Source organism: Enterococcus haemoperoxidus ATCC BAA-382, assembly GCF_000407165.1.
GTDB classification, from domain to species: domain Bacteria; phylum Bacillota; class Bacilli; order Lactobacillales; family Enterococcaceae; genus Enterococcus_L; species Enterococcus_L haemoperoxidus.
Genome location: NZ_KE136480.1, coordinates 580,803 through 598,312, shown reverse-complemented (window position 1 = coordinate 598,312; position 17,510 = coordinate 580,803). Strand labels below are relative to the sequence as shown.

Genomic DNA, 17,510 nt, shown 5'->3' with positions numbered 1-17,510 from the left:
AACTAAATGAAAAAGGTTCCGCCCAAAAGCATTTATGCTGGGCGGACTTTTAAAAATAATCCAGAAAGTTGGAGAATAATGGGAAACAAAAAAAAGAATTATTCTAAAGCTAAAGTATTAAGAATGCTTGTTGGGTTAATGATAGGAGGCTTTTTTTCTGTCTCTGTTCTAGTTGCTACAACAAATCCATTATTAGCGAATCCTGAAACAGGTGTAAAAAAAGATACAAAAGAAATGACAAATAAAAAGTCTACTGTAAGGGATTCTAAATTACCAAAAGCATTAGATCCAGTGGAAAATGAAGCAGGTTTGAAGGCTATCCCTAAAGTCTTGAAAATAGAACAAAATGCTTTTTTTCCGAACTTTACTAGCGAATATGAGCTAATGAAACTTTTTTCAGATTGGGTTATTCCTCATCCAGAAAACGGAGCTCAATATGAATATGTAAACGCTGATGGTTCACCAACTACTCCCAGTAGTGAGAAAGTAGGATTTCAAACAGTTTATGTAAAAATCACTGAAAATTACAGTCAAACTAGTATTCAAGTTCCTATTCCAGTAACGGTGACAGATTTAGATACGTCTTTTTTGTTAAATAATCAAGTTGCTCTTCAAACAGATACTGTGGACTACGGCAAAATCATTTTGTATCAAAATGAAGTAGTAAATAAAACAGAAAAAGAAATTCAAGAGTTAGTACGAATAAGATCAAATGCTCGTGCTTGGAATGTAGAAGATGGAGCGCCTGTTCCAGTTCACGTGACTAAAGCTACTAATTTACCAAATTCTGTAGGTACATACCAGGCAAATTTTGAAATCACCTTAGGAACGGGCACAGAGGAGAAGACAGATTCTGTTCGAAAAAATGTAGTTATTTTTGGTGCGAATCCACGATCATATATCGATATAAAAGAAAATGAATCATTTGATTTAGCAATGAAACCATCTAAATTATTTTCAGAATTTCAAACAGTAAAATATGGTAGCGCAACGGGTACAGGAGCCATTTATGAATGGGTAGATGAAAACGGTGATACACTAGATAATTTTGATACTTCCACAGTTGGATTTCATTGGGGTTATGTAAGAATGACAGACAGTTTCTATTCCGATATATCGACAATTATTAAAGTACCAATCAATGTGACAAACGAAGAGACTACCGCTGTATTAGGAAACAAAATTATGGTAAAAGTAGACAGTAATGTGCTGCTTTATCCTTATGAAACAAAAGGAAAGAGTAATAAAGAGTTACTTGACTTACTTAATTTAAAGGGACATTTAAGTGCTTGGAATACGAAGACAGGGGAAGCGGTACCTGTAGAATTTACCGAGACCACAACACGCAATGACTCTGTGGGGGCATACACAGGATCAATTAGGGTTGCCTTAGACGGCGATAGTAGTAGTGTAACTACACAGGTTACCGTATTCGGTGCGGATATAAGTGCTCCTTATTACTTTTCCGTGGATCAAAACAAGGAAATGTCTATGGGGATGAATGCATCTGATCTTTTCTCGAAATTTCAAACTTTAACGAATAGTTCAAATTATTATGCCACCTATGAGTGGGTCAAAAATCTAGAAGGAGATCCGACAGAGCCAGTTAATACGTTTGATACTAGCAAAACAGGGTTTCACTGGGGCTATATAAAAATGACAGATACGCAGGATACAACAGTCTCAACTATAATCCCTATCCCAATTACAGTAACACTGGATAATCAAACAGTTCTTGTAGAGTCAAAAGCAGGATTGAGTTTTAATTCTCTAACATTTTTGAATGCAAGTGACATTCAAGGGAAAACGGACCCGCAAATTATTCAATTGCTCACTAAAAAATTTGATCCAAAAGCTTGGGATCTGAAGACAGGGCAAGAACTCGATGTACGAATTACTAAATCTACGATCACCAATACTAGTAGAGGATCTAAAGAAGCAACTGTTACGATAACTTTAGGTGAGCAACTGTTGACCCATACGTTTAATTTACTTGTTGTTCCGGATCAAGTATTTGGAAATAGTAAGATTGAAGAATGGAGTAATGTCCCTCTAAATTCTGTAGAGGGTGTGATAACGAATCCATTGAATGGTTCAAAACTAGGTTTTCCAGAAAGAGGTATTTCCGTAACGTTGCAGAAAAATGAATTAGGTTTCATTATCAAAGACAGTGCCGGTAGAGGCTATGTTTTCACTACTGGAGAAGGTAAAGTAACCGATATACCAGGAGTGAATAAGAGTCCTTTGTATGGACCTTTTTGGGGTAGAGAACATGGAATTGGCCTTGACGGAAGTGTTCCTCAAATCACTTCTAAATATTTTTTACGAAAAGGCAATGAGTTGAAACAAATTCTACATGATGAAAGCAATCAGATTCTGTATGTATATAATCTTTCTTTGAATCGAAATTTAAATTTCACTGTTCAGTTAGATATGTACAATCTGTCTAATAAAACAAAGAATTTTTCTATGTTAGAAAGTGTGGATACGGATTATTATACAGACATAGTTCCGATTCATGCATTAGGGAATGGTAGTGGCTTTTACATGCAGCCTTCATCTGGAAAGAGATTTACCATTCGATTAAAAGATTCTAGAGGAAATTGGCTGTCTGACTATACAAAATATATAGTAGGTGGATATACTAGCATTGGTGTTGCTAATTCAGTTAATTACTTCGGAGACGATTTTATGGGCGAAGGCTCTGAAAGCGCAAATTACGATGCAGGAGAAACTATTGTATCAGGTCTCGATTCAGCCTATCAACTAGGTGCTCCGTGGAAAGACATTGCACCAGATAGTGCGCTAAATACAGGCTACGAAGTTTTTGCTGGTGATGAACTTCCGTATATGCAAATCAAAGCTGATCCAGAAGTTTTTAATATTTATCCTGATTATGTCGATGATTTTAATACAAGTTACAAATTAAGTGAAATTCCTACAACAACGGACCATGGGACGGTGTATGTCACGTATCCAACAGGTGTTGAAGTCACGATGCCTTTTGTCGCAAATAGTCAAAAAGAATTCGATAGTCCTTTGACGATCCCAAGGACAGGATTGCCTGAGAAGCTAAATGAAAAACCAGGTACGATTGAACATTATGATACGTCTTTACTAGCTATTAATGAGTCAGAAGGGCCGCATAATGGACTGCCTTCACAAGACTATGCCGTGAAAATCAATGTGTATAATCTTGGGGCAAAACCAATTCCACAAATCCTTCAAAAAGGAGCTGATTTCAATAAAGAAGCTTCTGAAGTGATTCAGGATGCAGTTATCTTACCTGGACATATGGCTGCATACGAATATGAGGGCGATATGCCGGATACTTCGGTGACGGGTGTAACTAGTGTAATGGTGCGAATGACGGATGAAAATCAACCAGATAAGACGACGTTGATCAAAGTGCCAGTTCAAGTTGTTGATGAAATACCGCCATCTGAAGGGCTTTACATTGCTGCAAATGATTTTAGCAGCAGCCCGGAGTCATTGCAAGATCTAACTGAAAATGAAGTCAATCAATTGATTATTAAAAAATCTGAAGCAATTGCTTGGGATGTTGCGACGGGTTCAAGTAAAGATATTACGCTATCAGTAGAGTCAACGACCTTACCACTGAATCCTGAGCAAGGCAGCTACGAGGCAACTTTAAAGGCTGTCAGAGGAACCGAAACAGTCAAAAAAACGATTACGATCGATATTCAAAGTAATCAAAAAGTAAACGTGGAATTTGTCGATGAAACAGGAGAAGCCTTACACGACAAAATTACGTTCGATAAAGTGATCGGCACAACGATTGATTTAACGGAAGAAACAGAAGTGCAAAAAGCACTGGAATCCATTCAGCCTAAAAACTACCAATTAGTGAAAAAGCCAGACAATGAAACGGCCATTCCAGTTATGAGTGAAGAGAGCACGGTTCAATATCAATTTAAAGGTATGTTATACGTCCAGTCTTCCCCGAATTTTATGAATTTCGGACGCAAAAGCTTAGGAATGCCATTTATAAAAGTAGAAAAAGCAAAGTATGACAAACCATTGATCGTTTGGGATAATCGAAAAAATGGCGGGGCGTGGAATTTAACAGCAACCTTGAAGAAACCATTGACCAGCCAAGAAGATTCCAGTAAGGTGCTACCTTCTGCGATTCGCTATAAGGTAAGTGAGACAGAGACGGTGATTTTATCGGAAAATATCACACAACCAATAGCGGAAAGAATCCATTATACGAAAGGGCAATATAATGTAAGCAATGAGTGGGATAAAAACGAATCTGGCTTGTTGTTAGAAGTTCCTTCTGGAGAAGTGTTGCAAGCAGGTAATTATCGTGCCACGATTTTATGGCAAGTGGAACAAACACCTTAATAACTAAATGAAAAAGTTCCACCCAAAAACATTTTATGTTGGGTGGCCTTTTTTAGTAAGATCTCTGATATTGTGGCTTGTAGCGTTCTTTCTACTTAAGTATTTTTTTTGTAAGGACTGATAAATTTGTGAAGAAGGATGGCATTGAAATAAACAATAGGGTTTCGATTCTTATACATGTCTCGTTTGCTAACCCTAAATCAATGAGGGAAATAGCATAGTTAGTCTAAATAAAGAGTGTGAAAACGTAATAAACGTTAAAAAATGAAGGAGAGATAAAAATGATAATAAGTAGAGAAGCAAAAAAACAATTACTTCTAATACTTGCAAGTATTATACTACTCGGTCTGTTTGAAGTAGCCTTTTTTTCGAAAACAGTAGATGGTGCGATTATTAATGTTATTAATGAGAATGGAACGCCTGCAACGGGGGACGCCAATTTTCCACCAGACCGACCAGTCATTCGACCACAGTATTTTGGTAATGATCCACGAAAGGATATAAGATGGGCTAATGGGGCTCCATTATTTCCAAGTAACGATATTAACCGGGTTAGATATAAAAAAGGAGATATCTTTTTTTATAATAGAGTTGCGAGTTATAAAGGCAGACTGTTAGCCCTAAAATTTGAGATGTTGATAGGACCAGAGGCTTCAGGATCGGGTGCTGGCTTCTTTACTATTACATTAAATGAAAATGGCTCTATAGCAATAGGTGATCACACTTTTGCGAATAAAGATAAGTATCATTTTAGGACTCAGTTAGTTTACATGGATAATAGAGAAAGCGTCAACAATATTTATCTTGGGCTACCCATAGAGGTAACGGGAGCGTTTTGGGACTGGACTGATCCAGACAATACACCTGCTGAAAAATATGGTTTTGTTGGAGTCGATCCAGTTGCTTTAGAAAAACAATTTTATCTAAAAAATTCTATAACAACCAATGCATCCACTGGTGAATATGACAGACCATTTTCCTACGCCCCGTCTACTAGAGAATTTATTATTGATGGGGAGAAGTTACTGGGCGTTATCCCACCTTATTATCGGGATAATTCACTTGAACCTGCTAGATGGACAAAGGCTTTTTTCTTCTCTGTGGTAAGAAATGAACAAAATGCAAAATTTAAAATAAGAAGGTATGGTACAGCAGGTGGAGTCTCTACATTTTTGCAGCCCGATGTACGGTTCCCTTTTACACCATATTACAGTGCTCCTGAGATTGAAGGACATGATAATATCAATGACATTGGGGTATCTTACACAATCAACGAGGCCGTGTACTCTGCTTACCCAAATGCTTATCCAGAGGAAGGGCTCCTGTTTGTGATAGAAGATGAGAAAAGCGTATACAAAGAGTTAGCTTCCAGTGATTTCAAAATTTATGATAAGAACAACTATAATATAACCAATAAATTTAACGTGTTTATACCCAATAAGTCGATGGCTCTTATCTCTATATCAAAAGAGCCCTTAAAAAGCTTAGCAAACAATACCATTAGAATAGAATTTAAAGGGACAGATTATGATAAAAACAAACTAGAAGAACGCTATGATAGTGCAAGTAATAGATATGAGCTCCCTTTAAAGGTAAGTGCTAGATGGAAGTCTGGGAATCAATATTATGAAGAAACTAGTATGAATAACGCTATTCAAGGCGGAGGTCCTTTTGGGGAGGTAAAATCTGGGATTGGTATCCATTTAGGAAGTACAACGGAGACGTTAGATGCCAATGAATTTGTAACTAATGCAAAGAGCTTGTTAGAAGGTGACCAAGTGTCTGCATCTTTTGATCAATATATGGAATTTAACGAACCAGGAGAAAAAGAAGTGGCTGTCACTTTGACCAGTATGTTGGATCCAAATCGGAAAAAGAGAATGAAAGTCAAAGTAAATGTGCTAAATAAAACGGTGAGTCGTTCAGATTTTGACAATCAAAACTGGCTGATTGACGAGATTGATCGACAATTAGCACCAAAAGCAATTGATAAAAAGACTGTTTTTCAATCTGATTTACTGGCGATCACTGCTATTAATTTAAATTCAGAGTCTACATCGTTTCCAAATCAATTTATTCCCAAAAATATTGACTGGTTGGCTAATTTACAAACGCTACAAGTAAAAGAAAAAAAGCTGGAAGGAGAGCTGCCAGTAACAATTGGAAATTTATTAAAATTGAAGGAAGTAGATATCTCTAAAAATTATTTTAGGGGGGCCATTCCTGCCGGTCTAAGTAGACTAACCAAATTGAACAAATTATTACTTAACGAAAACCAGTTTGTCGGACGAATCCCAGAATTTAAACATGGAATAAGTGAATTAGTAATTCATGATAACCAAGTGACGTACAATGCAAAAGAAGCACCTGAATTCTTAACGGGAAATTATGAAATGACATTTATAGGGCAGAAGCAGCAAAATAATTTAAGATTAGTTGGTAATTCTATTGTCCGAATTGATCAAGATAAAACAGAAATAAGGCCCTTTGATCCAACTAGTAGCGGGTATTTTAATCTTCATGCCGAGCAAAAAAATAAAGAGACACCCATCGACTTATATGCGCAACATACGTTTGAAATAAAAAATGTAATGACCGATGAGGTTCTTTATACAGGATATGCTACAAAAGATGTTGTACTATCTGTGAATGTAAATGATAAGTTAAAGGTTGTCATGGATGGGGCAGAACAAAATGACAATAACTCTTTTCAGCTTACAATAAAAAAAATGATCTCCAAACTAGTAGTCAACTTTGTAATTGAGGGGCAGGAACAGATAAGTGAGCCACTTGTCTTTGAAGGTGAAGTGGGTTCATTCTTAAATCTAAAAGAAGATAAGCAACTAAAAAAGGTGATTAAAGATATAGAAGCGCAACATTATCAATTAGTCAAAGCACCAGAGAATGAAGAGGCAATTCAATTACTCCATGAGGATAGAACCATTGAATATGAATTTAAAGGAATGCTATTCGTACAGTCTTCCCCAAACTTCTTGAATTTTGGACGTAAATCACTAGGAATCCCATTTATCAAAGTGGAGAAAGCGAAGTATGACAAACCATTGATCGTTTGGGATAACCGCAAAAACGGCGGTGCATGGAATTTAACAGCAACGTTGAAGAAACCATTGACCAGCCAAGAAGATTCCAGCAAAACGTTACCTTCTGCCATTCATTATAAGGTAAGTGACGAAAAAACAGTTGTTTTATCAGAAAATGAGCCGCAATCGGTAGCAGAAAGAACTCATGAAGTGAACGGACAGTACAACGTAAGTAATGAGTGGGATAAGAATGAATCAGGCTTATTTCTAGAAGTCCCATCTGGAGAAGTGTTACAAGCAGGTAGTTACCGTGCCACGATTTTATGGCAAGTAGAGCAAACACCTTAATGCTGAAAACTTGAAGCTTTGTTTCTCGATAGGATAAAATAAACCTCTACAGTAAAGGTTCGGTTAAAATATCGAAAAATGGCTGTAGAGGTTTTTCCTTATAATAAAGCACATCTTTTATTTAACGAATTTTCCATTTAGGTGTATAGTTAACCTGTAAGCAAATTTATCCAGTTTTTTTCACACACGATGAGAAACTGAATGAATCAAATGAAAGAAGGCCAACATAATGGAAAAACAAGAAAAAATCCAAATCCTAAAAGACATTGTTGCAATCAAATCAGTCAATGGCAATGAAAAAGAAGTTGCTGAGTATTTAAGCAAACTATTCAAAAAACACGGGATCGACTCAAGCTTTTTAGAATATGACAAAGACCGTGATAACCTAATTGTTGAAATCGGTAATAAAAATAGTGAAAAAGTCTTAGCATTTTCAGGACATATGGATGTCGTTTCAGCAGGAAATGTTTCTGACTGGACCTCTGATCCGTTCAAACCTGAAATTCGTGATGGCAAGATGTATGGTCGCGGCACTTGTGATATGAAGAGTGGGTTAGCCGCTATGGCAATTGCAATGATTGAATTAAAAGAAGAAAAAGCAGATTTTAACGGACGTTTACGTTTAATCGCCACAGTGGGTGAAGAAGTCGGCGAATTAGGAGCCGAACAATTAACCAAAGAAGGCTACGTGGATGATGTGACTTCAATGGTGATCGGTGAACCATCAGGCTATGCGGGTATCGTCTATGCTCACAAAGGATCGATTAACTTTAAAGTAGCATCACTTGGTAAAAATGCCCACAGCTCAATGCCTCAACTAGGTGTAAATGCAATCGATCATTTGAATGACTTTTACACAAGAGCAAACCAATTATTTCGCAGTGAAATCCACACAGATGATGTCTTAGGCGATTTTATCTATAATGTAACGATGATTTCTGGTGGGGAACAAATCAACAGTATTCCAAGTGAAGCCAGTCTTCAAGGAAATATCAGAACGATCCCAGGTTATGATAATGATCTTGTGATCAAAAAAATGAATGAACTGATCGATGAACTAAACAAAAAAGATACGTATCATTTAACGTTAAGTATCGAAGCAAATAAAATTTCAGTTAAAAGCGAAAAAGATTCTGATATCGCAAAAATCGCCCAACAAGTAGCAAAAAAACAAGTCAATGTCGATATTCCAATGGTTGGCGTGTCTGGAACGACGGATGCTGCTGAATTTACCAAAGGCAAACAAGCTTTCCCGGTAATTATCTTTGGTCCCGGTAATGAAACGCCTCACCAAGTAGATGAGTATGTGGATGTGGATAATTATTTGGAAATGGTGGATATTTATAAAGAAATGGCAACGACATATTTAAATTAAGCATTAAATCAAAAATAGAACAAAAAAAGTGCCTTATTCTGTGTATTACAGAGTAGGCACTTTTTTTATGGAAAAATCAACTATTTTTCGGTAACGAAAACATTGCGATGAAAGCATCATTATCTTGCTTAAAAGAGTAATGGGCATCTTCGTATTGTTTGAGCAGTTTAGTAAAAATATAAAGACCTTTTCCTTGATGGTTCTTTTTGGTTGTGAAATTTTTTTTAAGAACGTTACTAAGAATGAGCTCGCCTTCATAAGGATTACTTACTTCAACTACAAGGCGTTGTTTTTTTTTCTCAAAAGTTACATGGATAGAAGCTGAGTTTTTACCTAGTGAAGCTTCAACTGCGTTATCTAAAAGAATGGATAGACAACGAATGAAATCTATGAGATCGATTGAGATATCTAGTTCTGAGAGTTGCTGATTTGCTGAAAAATAAACCGCAATATTATTTTTTTTACATTGTTCAAAAAAATTTATAAGCAGACCTTGAACAGGCAGAATGTTCACGATAGAAATTTGTGAGACAAAATTTTCACTCGTTAAAGAACTTGAATAATTAGTAATAGAAGTAAGATAAGCACGAGCTTGTTCAATATTGTTTTGACTAAGATAAGTGTTCAAACTTAATAAGATGTTGCGATAATCATGTTGAAATTCATGTGCTAAAGAGACTTTATTTGATTCTTCTAAGGATTTTTTAGAAAGATAGTAAATCTGTTGCTGCTGCTGATAATAGTGGCTAATAAGATAGACTGTAAAGCTAAATACTGCAGATAGTGCTAATAGAATGAACGTAAGATAAAAGTAGGATTCATAGTCCATTTCTATACGATTCTCTCGTTTGAGAATGTTGAGAAGCAAAAGTATAATCTGAGAAAATATAGAAAGCAATGTATATTTTTTTTGAAGTTGGGAGATTGAAGTCAAGATCGAATATTTATTATTCAACCAAAGACAAAGCTGAATCAAGGTAAAAAGCAATAGTTGTTGAAGAAGCAATACAACAGGCTTGAACGTATCGTGTAGATGTGAGTCTAGATAGTTGTTCCGCCAAAAAAAGTGGAATAGATGCCAAGTAAATAACCAAGAGAGAATCATCAAAGCATTTTTTAAAAGATAAAAAAAGGCAACCATACTCCATTTTCTAAAACGTTGATAAATGAAGCAATTTTCAATAAAAATAAATAAAATTAAAAAACCAAATAAATTAATATGTCGATAGGATAACGTTACCACAATAAAAATAATAAGGTAACACGTAAGAAAAATAGATTTATTTAAAAAATAAAAATTTTTATATCCTATAAGCCAACAAACTTGTAGAAAATTGATAGAAAGTAAAAAACTCCATAAGTATGCTTCCATAGATGCTCCTTTCTCTATAGGAATATTCCTGCCTATTTTGATTTATAAACTTTTTTTCAGTTTATAAACGATTTTTTCCCCTACATCCAATTCAGTTCCCTCATCAAATATCACAAGCCCAAGTAAATAATTTAGTGAAGAAATATGTGAGAGATTAATAATAAACGACCGCAATCCAATATAAAAATAGGGTGACTGTATCTTTTTCTTCAGTTTATTGAGGGTGCCATCTACTATCTCTTCTGAATTGATTGTCTTAACCATCAACATATTTCGAACCCCGGTGATGGTTTGAATATAAAGAATATCTGCATATTTTAAATAAATTGTTTCACCAGCTTTTTTCAAGGTTAAGTACCCTTCTTCATTATGTATGCGTGCGTTTATATCAGATTGAATAGAAGCAAATAGTTTTTTTACGCGAACTGTATCTAAAGTGGTTCCTTTTAAAAGATAGGAAGTAGCATTGATATTTTGATTGATAACATCGATACCTTTATCACTTAAATTAGTTAAAAATACAATAAAACAAAGATCATTTTTTGTTCGAATCAGTTTAGCAAGGTCGATTCCAGTAAATGATAAGTTTAAATCGATATCAATCAAAAAAATATCATTGTCTTTTATGTTTAAATTTTTTACATCGGTATGAAAATCAACAAAATTTTCAATTGGAATAATTTTATAATTATTGTCATCGTTAGGGCTGTTTAAGGAACTAATATATTTTTGTAATTCAGAACGATAAGCAATCTGGTCTTCGATGACATAAACAGAAATAGTGTTTAGCATGATGCGGTCCCCCGTATTTATTCTTTCAGTAGTACCCACAGTATAAACTAAAAAAGCACTAAGGCGGAATTAAAACGCTTTAGTGCTGAGAATTTATCTTTTTTTTATAATAAAATGATTTTGTTATCGAAAACTAAAAAAAGAAATTTCAGTGAGTAATGATCATAAAATAGAGAATAATTTTTCCTAGAAGTATTCCTTCTAAGAAAAACAAGAAATTTGTTTTTTTGTCATTTTTCTTCAAAAACACCTCATATTAAGGATGATAATACAAAAAAGAAAGAAAGTCTAGAGTGTTTTATGAATTTCTTTTAATTTAAATTTAAAAATAATGGTGTTTTGATTTAGAAAAACGTTAAAAAAATTCGAATTTCCTTTTTAGCCGTCAGATGTACCGTCAAAAAATTTCAGAAAGAAGTGAATCACTATTTCTAAAAAAGGTGAAAATATTTATAAGCGTAAAGATGGCCGCTGGGAAGGCCGTTACCGCAAAGCACGCAGTGAACATGGAAAAATAATTTATGGCTATGTATACGGTAGTAAATACGTTGAAGTCAAACAACAATTGGAATTACTAAAAGGGCAATATAGTGCTACATCAGGACGAATATCGCTGTTTCAAGGCACGGTTGAGGAATGGATGAATTACTGGTTAAACATATTGATTAGAGAGCAAATAAAGATATCAACACATTCGTCGTACCACTCAAAAATGAAACAGCATATCTTTCCTTTATTGGGTAGGAAAAAATTAACATTACTCAGTGACAGGGATATTGAATGGTTTTTAAAAGCTTTATCAGGAAAAGGGCTTAGTAACACAACGATCAATAATATCTATGTGATTTTGAAAAGTGCTTTATCCAAAGCGTATTCAGAAAAAGTAATCGTTGAAAATCCGTGTAGCACGATAGTATCACCAAAAATAAAAAAGAAAGAAATCTTTGTTTTAACTATAGAACAACAGCAGAGATTGGAAAAAATTGCGTTACAAGAAACAGCGTGTTCATCTGTTATCATTTCTTTGTATACAGGGCTTAGAATTGGTGAAATTAGTGGATTGACTTGGTCTGATGTTGATTTAGAAAATCGAGTGATCAGTATTAAAAGAACCCTTCAGCGAATATCGATCGCTAATTCAAAGACAAAAACTAAAATCATTTTTGGTTCACCAAAAACTGAAAGCTCAATCAGAAAGATCCCAATTGCTGCGAATTTAGCTGATTATCTTATGGAAAAGAAAGAACGATCAACAAGTGAGTTTGTCATTAGTCATAAAAATAAGTATATGGAACCAAGATTGATCAATCATCATTTTAAAAAGATGACAAAAGAGGCCAAACTGGAAAATATTCACTTTCATGTACTCAGACATACCTTTGCCACACGCTGTATCGAACAAGGTATCGACATTGCTACTTTGAGTAAATTGCTAGGCCATAAATCCACAAAAATGACCTTAGATACCTACGCAGGTTCTTTGTGGGAAACAAGGGAAAAAGCAATTTCTTTGATCGATACACAACTTCAGCTAAGGCACTAAGTTGTAAGTATTAGTCGTCAAAAAATCGTCAATCGATTAATAAACTATAGAAAAGATAAAGAAAAAAGATACATTTTCTTAGAAGGAATACTTCTAGGAAAAACGATCTTTAGATAAAGATAGTATACACGAAAAAAGAGTTGAAGAATAAAGAAAACAACTGGAGTTCTAAAAAAATAGAACAATCTTAAAAAAAAACAATTAATTGAAAAATGGAGGAACAGGTATGTATTCTATCGGTATTCTTTCTACATCAAAAAATACGGACAGACCGTATTTAGATGTATTAAAAAAACTTGAATTTCAAGTTCAAATTATTCACTGGGATGATTTTGAGCATAATAGTGAAGGCTTGGATGTCCTACTTATAGATGAAACAGAAAATAGGACTTCTTTAAATTGTTATGAATTGATTTTAAAAGTCAGAGAATTATTTAAAGGCTATCTTTTATTAATCACAAAAAATAAAGTGAAAACGACAGATTTGGTGTATTTACAATTAGGAATTGACGGCATTGCTAGAAATGATATAGACAGTGAAGTTATATTTATTCAATTGAAACGTATGCTGAGCTTGGTCAAAAAAAGCGTTGCACCTAATAAGGGAAAACAAGTAGATAAAAAGGCAGTAGATTCATTACGACTTAATTCGCAGAATATAAGTGTAGTCAAAAATGGTCGTGAAGAAATCGAGCTGACAAATACAGAATACCAAATGTTAACGTTATTGATGCAGAATGCAGGAGAAACGCTAACATATCAAGAACTATATAAAAAAGTTTGGGATACAAGTAAGAGAATAGGTAAGAACTACCAATATCTGGTAACAAATGTTGTGTTTAAGCTACGTATAAAATTAGGCACAGATAGCCAAGGGAACAATTATATTCGTACCGTGCGGACAAGAGGATATATGTTTGTCCCCACGGTAACTGTCGAATAAATACCAAGCGATAAATCAGAGGCGCTCAATAAAGTTCATTATTCTGATTAAGGTAGATGTATTTGACATGATTAAAAAGGGGAAAATCTCAATCGGAAGGAGGTGAAAATAGAAGATGTTAGCTAAAGTAAAACGCTCCATACTGACTGTGACGATTTTTAGTATAGGTTGGATTCCATTAAAAGCAGAAGCTTCAGATTATACCGATGCACCGCAAAGTATTCCAGTAGATCAGATTTTTGTAACACCCAGCGGAGCCAATAGTTATGTTGAAGGAAATAATGTTGTGATTACGGATAAAAAAGAAAGTCAAATCGGGAGTATTTTTTCTACAGAGCAAAATAAAATGGATCTATCAAAGGATTTTTACTCTGAAATGTATATGTACCTTGATGGAGAGGCGGACGGAATCGCTTTTGTCATGCATAATGACCCAGATAAAGTGGCTAATTTTTCTGGGTTACCTGGGGCTCGTTTATCGATTTATGGGGAGAAAGTTATTTCTGGATTTCCTAACAAAGTCGGTGAAAGGCAATTGAAGAGAAGTTTTGCCATTGAATTTGATACGTATTATAACGGCGATAATTTTGACTCTAGCGTAGATAGAAATGCAGATAAAGGACATATTGCTTATGCATTTCCCGATAAACTTTCTTCTTATCAATACAATTCTTCAAATTTGGCGATAACTGGTAACATCCATTCAGGATTGCAGTATCCAACGTTTAAACTTGGGGATGGGCAGTGGCGTCTATTGAAAATAAAATGGACTGCTTGGAACGAGGATAAACTTGGGTATTTAACGTATACATTTGATGACTTAGCACCAATTTCGGTTCGTATTTCTAGAGATACATTTGGAACAGATAGTGTTTATTGGGGATTTACTGGTTCAACGGGAAAATTTTCTGAAAAAGCGGTTGTTGCATTCAAATCAGTTCCTGGATTAGTAAATTACACTGGAAATGTTGAAGTTACAGATGCTAAAGGACAAAAAATCCAAAGCATCACGCAAGATTCTGAGGTGACAGTTCATTATTCAGGGCAGTATATGGGCGGTAAACAGAACATGATTCAACCAATCTTTAAGTTTGATTTGTCCCCAAATCAAGAATACCAGCCAGGCACATTTCTTTTAAATGGTGTCCCTGTAACACCAACGTATAACAATAACGAACTAGTTTATCCGCTGCCAAACGATTTATCAAAAATGAATCCACTTGTCGATATTCAATTTAAAGTGAAAGATATTAACGTGACAGGTGATACAAAGTTGACACTGAAATCACAAGCGGTCGCTAAAAACTTTATTTCAGGGATAGATGCCTCGTACGACATCACCTATGACGGTGAGGCTCCGCTTGGGAGCGGAAAACTAACGTTTATTGATGCAGGAGACAGCCAAGCTATATCAAACACTTCCGACTATAGTAGTTTTTTAACGCACTATGAAGATAACTTTTCACCTAAAGATAAAATCAGCATTACCTTAAAAGAAGGACAAGATATCGAAAGTATCGTTAAAACTATAGGGCCTAGTAGTTTCCAAGTTACGTTGACTGACGAAAAAGGCAATGCAGGGGACGTGACAATTCCGATTTTTGTTCAAAATAAAGATGTTGTCAAGAGTAGTCAATATATCATCTATGGGAAGGACTTTGGAGTTTCTATAAAAGATTATCCAAAAACAGAAGCAGCACTGCTTGGATTGATTCTAGAAAAAGCAGATCTAAAGCTATGGCAGTATGACGAATTGTCTGTCAATCCAATCGACAAAAAACAATTGGATTTGTCGATAGATCAGTTGCCGAAGCCACCTGAAATTGCGGATATTGGCATTTATGAAGTGACTGCTTCTTATGGTAGTGGAAGTATTAAAGTAGATAAAAAAATTAAGGTTACCGTCATTCAAAGCTTTGCTACGGTAACAATAGCCTTTTTGGATGAAAATGATCAGCCAATTGTTGATGATTCATCATTTGAAGCGGCGATTTCTGATCGTATTGATTTAAGCCAAAATGAGCAGGTTCTTGAAAAGCTTAAAGCAGTTAAAGCACTGAATTATGTGTTGGACACACCACCATTAGATGAGAAAAATCTCTTGATTGGACCAGAAGGTGTTACGCGGAAATATACCTTTAAAGGCACGCTATTTATTGAATCAGCTCCTAATACTATTGATTTCGGTGACCAAAAAGTGAGTGGAAAAAACAAAAAATTCAACGACCCAAATTATGACCAACATTTGGTTATTTGGGACAACCGCTCAACATTAGGCACATGGAAAATCACGTTGAAACAATCACAAGATTTTAGTATTCCAGGAGATCCGTCACACCGATTGCCAAATGCCCTAAGTTACCAGACAACTACTGGCGAGAAAGAAATTTCTACAGATGCTCAGGAAGTCTTCCACTCAAAACATCAAGCCTCTGGTAAGTATGATATTAGTGCAGAAACGTGGGGACCAGAAAAACAAGGGTTACGTCTGAATGTTCCCGTTGGCTCTGTTAAGCAAGTAGGAAAATATGAAACGACACTAACTTGGCAAATAGAAGAAGCCTATTAATGGAGGGAAGACTATCATGAAAAAGTATCGAATTATTCGTTTTATTCTCACTCTGTTGATTTTTCTAGCCGTGTCTTTCAGTCCGGACAACGTAGGCTGGGCAGCTGAGGAAGGCGGACAAGTACAGACAAATGCAGGGATTGTCTTTGGGGAAGCCGATCCTTCAACAAAGCAGACAAGTGATGCTATGCATGATGAACCATCAAAAAAGGAGAAAAAATCGACAGGTCGCTTGCCAAGTACAGGGGATTTAATAAAAATCAGTTTGCTTTTCTGCGGTTTTGCGTTAAGTCTGCTTGCATTGCTTCTTTTCTTTTGGAAAAAGAGAAGAGCGCTTAAAGGAGAACGTGATTGAGATGAAAAAAAAACGATTCAGCAGTTTCCTGGTGTTGCTCGCTTTATTTGTAAATCCAGTATCTGTCAAGGCGGATGCAACGAATTATTCTGGCGAAGGAACAATCGAATTTAATGGAAAACACCCATTACAAGTGATGGACCCAGAACGTCCAGAAATACCTGCTGATCCAGGGGAAAGCCCTAAAACAGATAATCTATTACGCTTTGATTTTGTTCCTCAAATCAATTTTTGGAAAGCAACGATTTCTGATCAAGATCAAACCTATTATGGAAATGCTCAATTGTTCAAAGATGAGACTGGAGCAAGAGGAAATTTCGTCCAAGTATCGGATTTTAGAAACGACAGCTCAGGTTGGACATTACAACTAAAGCAAGAGACTCAGTTTCAGAATCACTCGGCGAAAACTAAAGAGTTAAAGGGCGCGGTTCTGTCATTTGACCAATCATGGGCAAATTCAATGAATGATCCAGCAACGGCACCCACCGTTTCTAAAGAAGTTATTCGGCTTTTAAACATTGGTGAAGTCTATAACTTAGCTGAAGCAAAACCAACTACGGGTGATGGAACCTGGGCAATCATCTTCGGTGCATCTGTGAATAATGATAAAAAACGAGCAGATACCCTGAAGCCAAAATTGGATGAACAAAACAATCCGATGACGGATCCAACGTTCAATAATCAACCAATCTACGAAAATAAAGCGATTTCTTTATTTGTACCTGGCAAGGCAGCAAAAGAGCCAGGGAACTACCAAACGGTGTTAACTTGGATATTATCCGAGCTACCATAAATCAACCAAAT

10 protein-coding genes are annotated in these 17,510 nt (G+C 35.5%); 8 read left to right on the top strand and 2 right to left on the bottom strand.

Annotated features, from left to right (window positions below; genetic code table 11):
* Window positions 1-78 precede the first annotated feature (78 nt).
* The 3 genes from I583_RS13475 (at window position 79) to I583_RS13465 (ending at window position 9,132) form a co-directional block, all read left to right on the top strand.
* Window positions 79-4,368: a MucBP domain-containing protein gene (locus tag I583_RS13475; RefSeq protein WP_010761965.1), complete on the top strand. Its 4,290-nt coding sequence runs from the start codon at window positions 79-81 to the stop codon at window positions 4,366-4,368.
* 281 nt (window positions 4,369-4,649) lie between these two features.
* A complete protein-coding gene (locus tag I583_RS17010; protein WP_010761964.1) occupies window positions 4,650-7,757 on the top strand; it encodes a hypothetical protein in 3,108 nt (1,035 codons plus the stop codon).
* A 229-nt stretch (window positions 7,758-7,986) separates the two neighbouring features.
* A complete protein-coding gene (locus tag I583_RS13465; RefSeq protein WP_010761963.1) occupies window positions 7,987-9,132 on the top strand; it encodes an ArgE/DapE family deacylase in 1,146 nt (381 codons plus the stop codon).
* A gap of 76 nt (window positions 9,133-9,208) precedes the next feature.
* On the opposite strand, the gene I583_RS13460 is transcribed toward I583_RS13465, so the two are convergent.
* Together I583_RS13460 and I583_RS13455 are read right to left on the bottom strand one after the other, a co-directional pair.
* Window positions 9,209-10,504, bottom strand: coding sequence for a sensor histidine kinase (locus I583_RS13460; protein ID WP_010761962.1), 1,296 nt, complete (start codon window positions 10,502-10,504; stop codon window positions 9,209-9,211).
* A 42-nt stretch (window positions 10,505-10,546) separates the two neighbouring features.
* The gene (locus I583_RS13455) at window positions 10,547-11,296 is read right to left on the bottom strand and encodes a LytR/AlgR family response regulator transcription factor (RefSeq protein ID WP_010761961.1); all 750 of its coding nucleotides are present in this window, start codon (window positions 11,294-11,296) and stop codon (window positions 10,547-10,549) included.
* Window positions 11,297-11,723: 427 nt separating this feature from the next.
* Here I583_RS13455 and I583_RS13450 point away from each other — a divergent pair, with 427 nt between their 5' ends.
* From I583_RS13450 to I583_RS13430, 5 genes are all read left to right on the top strand, one after another.
* Window positions 11,724-12,839 carry a tyrosine-type recombinase/integrase gene (locus I583_RS13450; protein WP_034683595.1) on the top strand — a complete coding sequence of 372 codons (1,116 nt, stop codon included), beginning with the start codon at window positions 11,724-11,726 and terminating at the stop codon, window positions 12,837-12,839.
* Window positions 12,840-13,065: 226 nt separating this feature from the next.
* Window positions 13,066-13,782: a winged helix-turn-helix domain-containing protein gene (locus tag I583_RS13445; RefSeq protein WP_010761959.1), complete on the top strand. Its 717-nt coding sequence runs from the start codon at window positions 13,066-13,068 to the stop codon at window positions 13,780-13,782.
* Window positions 13,783-13,897: 115 nt separating this feature from the next.
* Entirely contained in the window at window positions 13,898-16,351 is a 2,454-nt protein-coding gene (locus tag I583_RS13440) for a lectin-like domain-containing protein (RefSeq protein ID WP_010761958.1), read from the top strand.
* Between the two features lie 16 nt (window positions 16,352-16,367).
* Window positions 16,368-16,706 (top strand): EF2685/EF0750 family sortase-dependent surface protein, encoded by a 339-nt coding sequence (locus I583_RS13435; protein ID WP_010761957.1) that lies wholly within the window; start codon window positions 16,368-16,370, stop codon window positions 16,704-16,706.
* A gap of 1 nt (window position 16,707) precedes the next feature.
* The gene (locus I583_RS13430; RefSeq protein ID WP_010761956.1) at window positions 16,708-17,499 is read left to right on the top strand and encodes a WxL domain-containing protein; all 792 of its coding nucleotides are present in this window, start codon (window positions 16,708-16,710) and stop codon (window positions 17,497-17,499) included.
* Window positions 17,500-17,510: the final 11 nt, after the last annotated feature.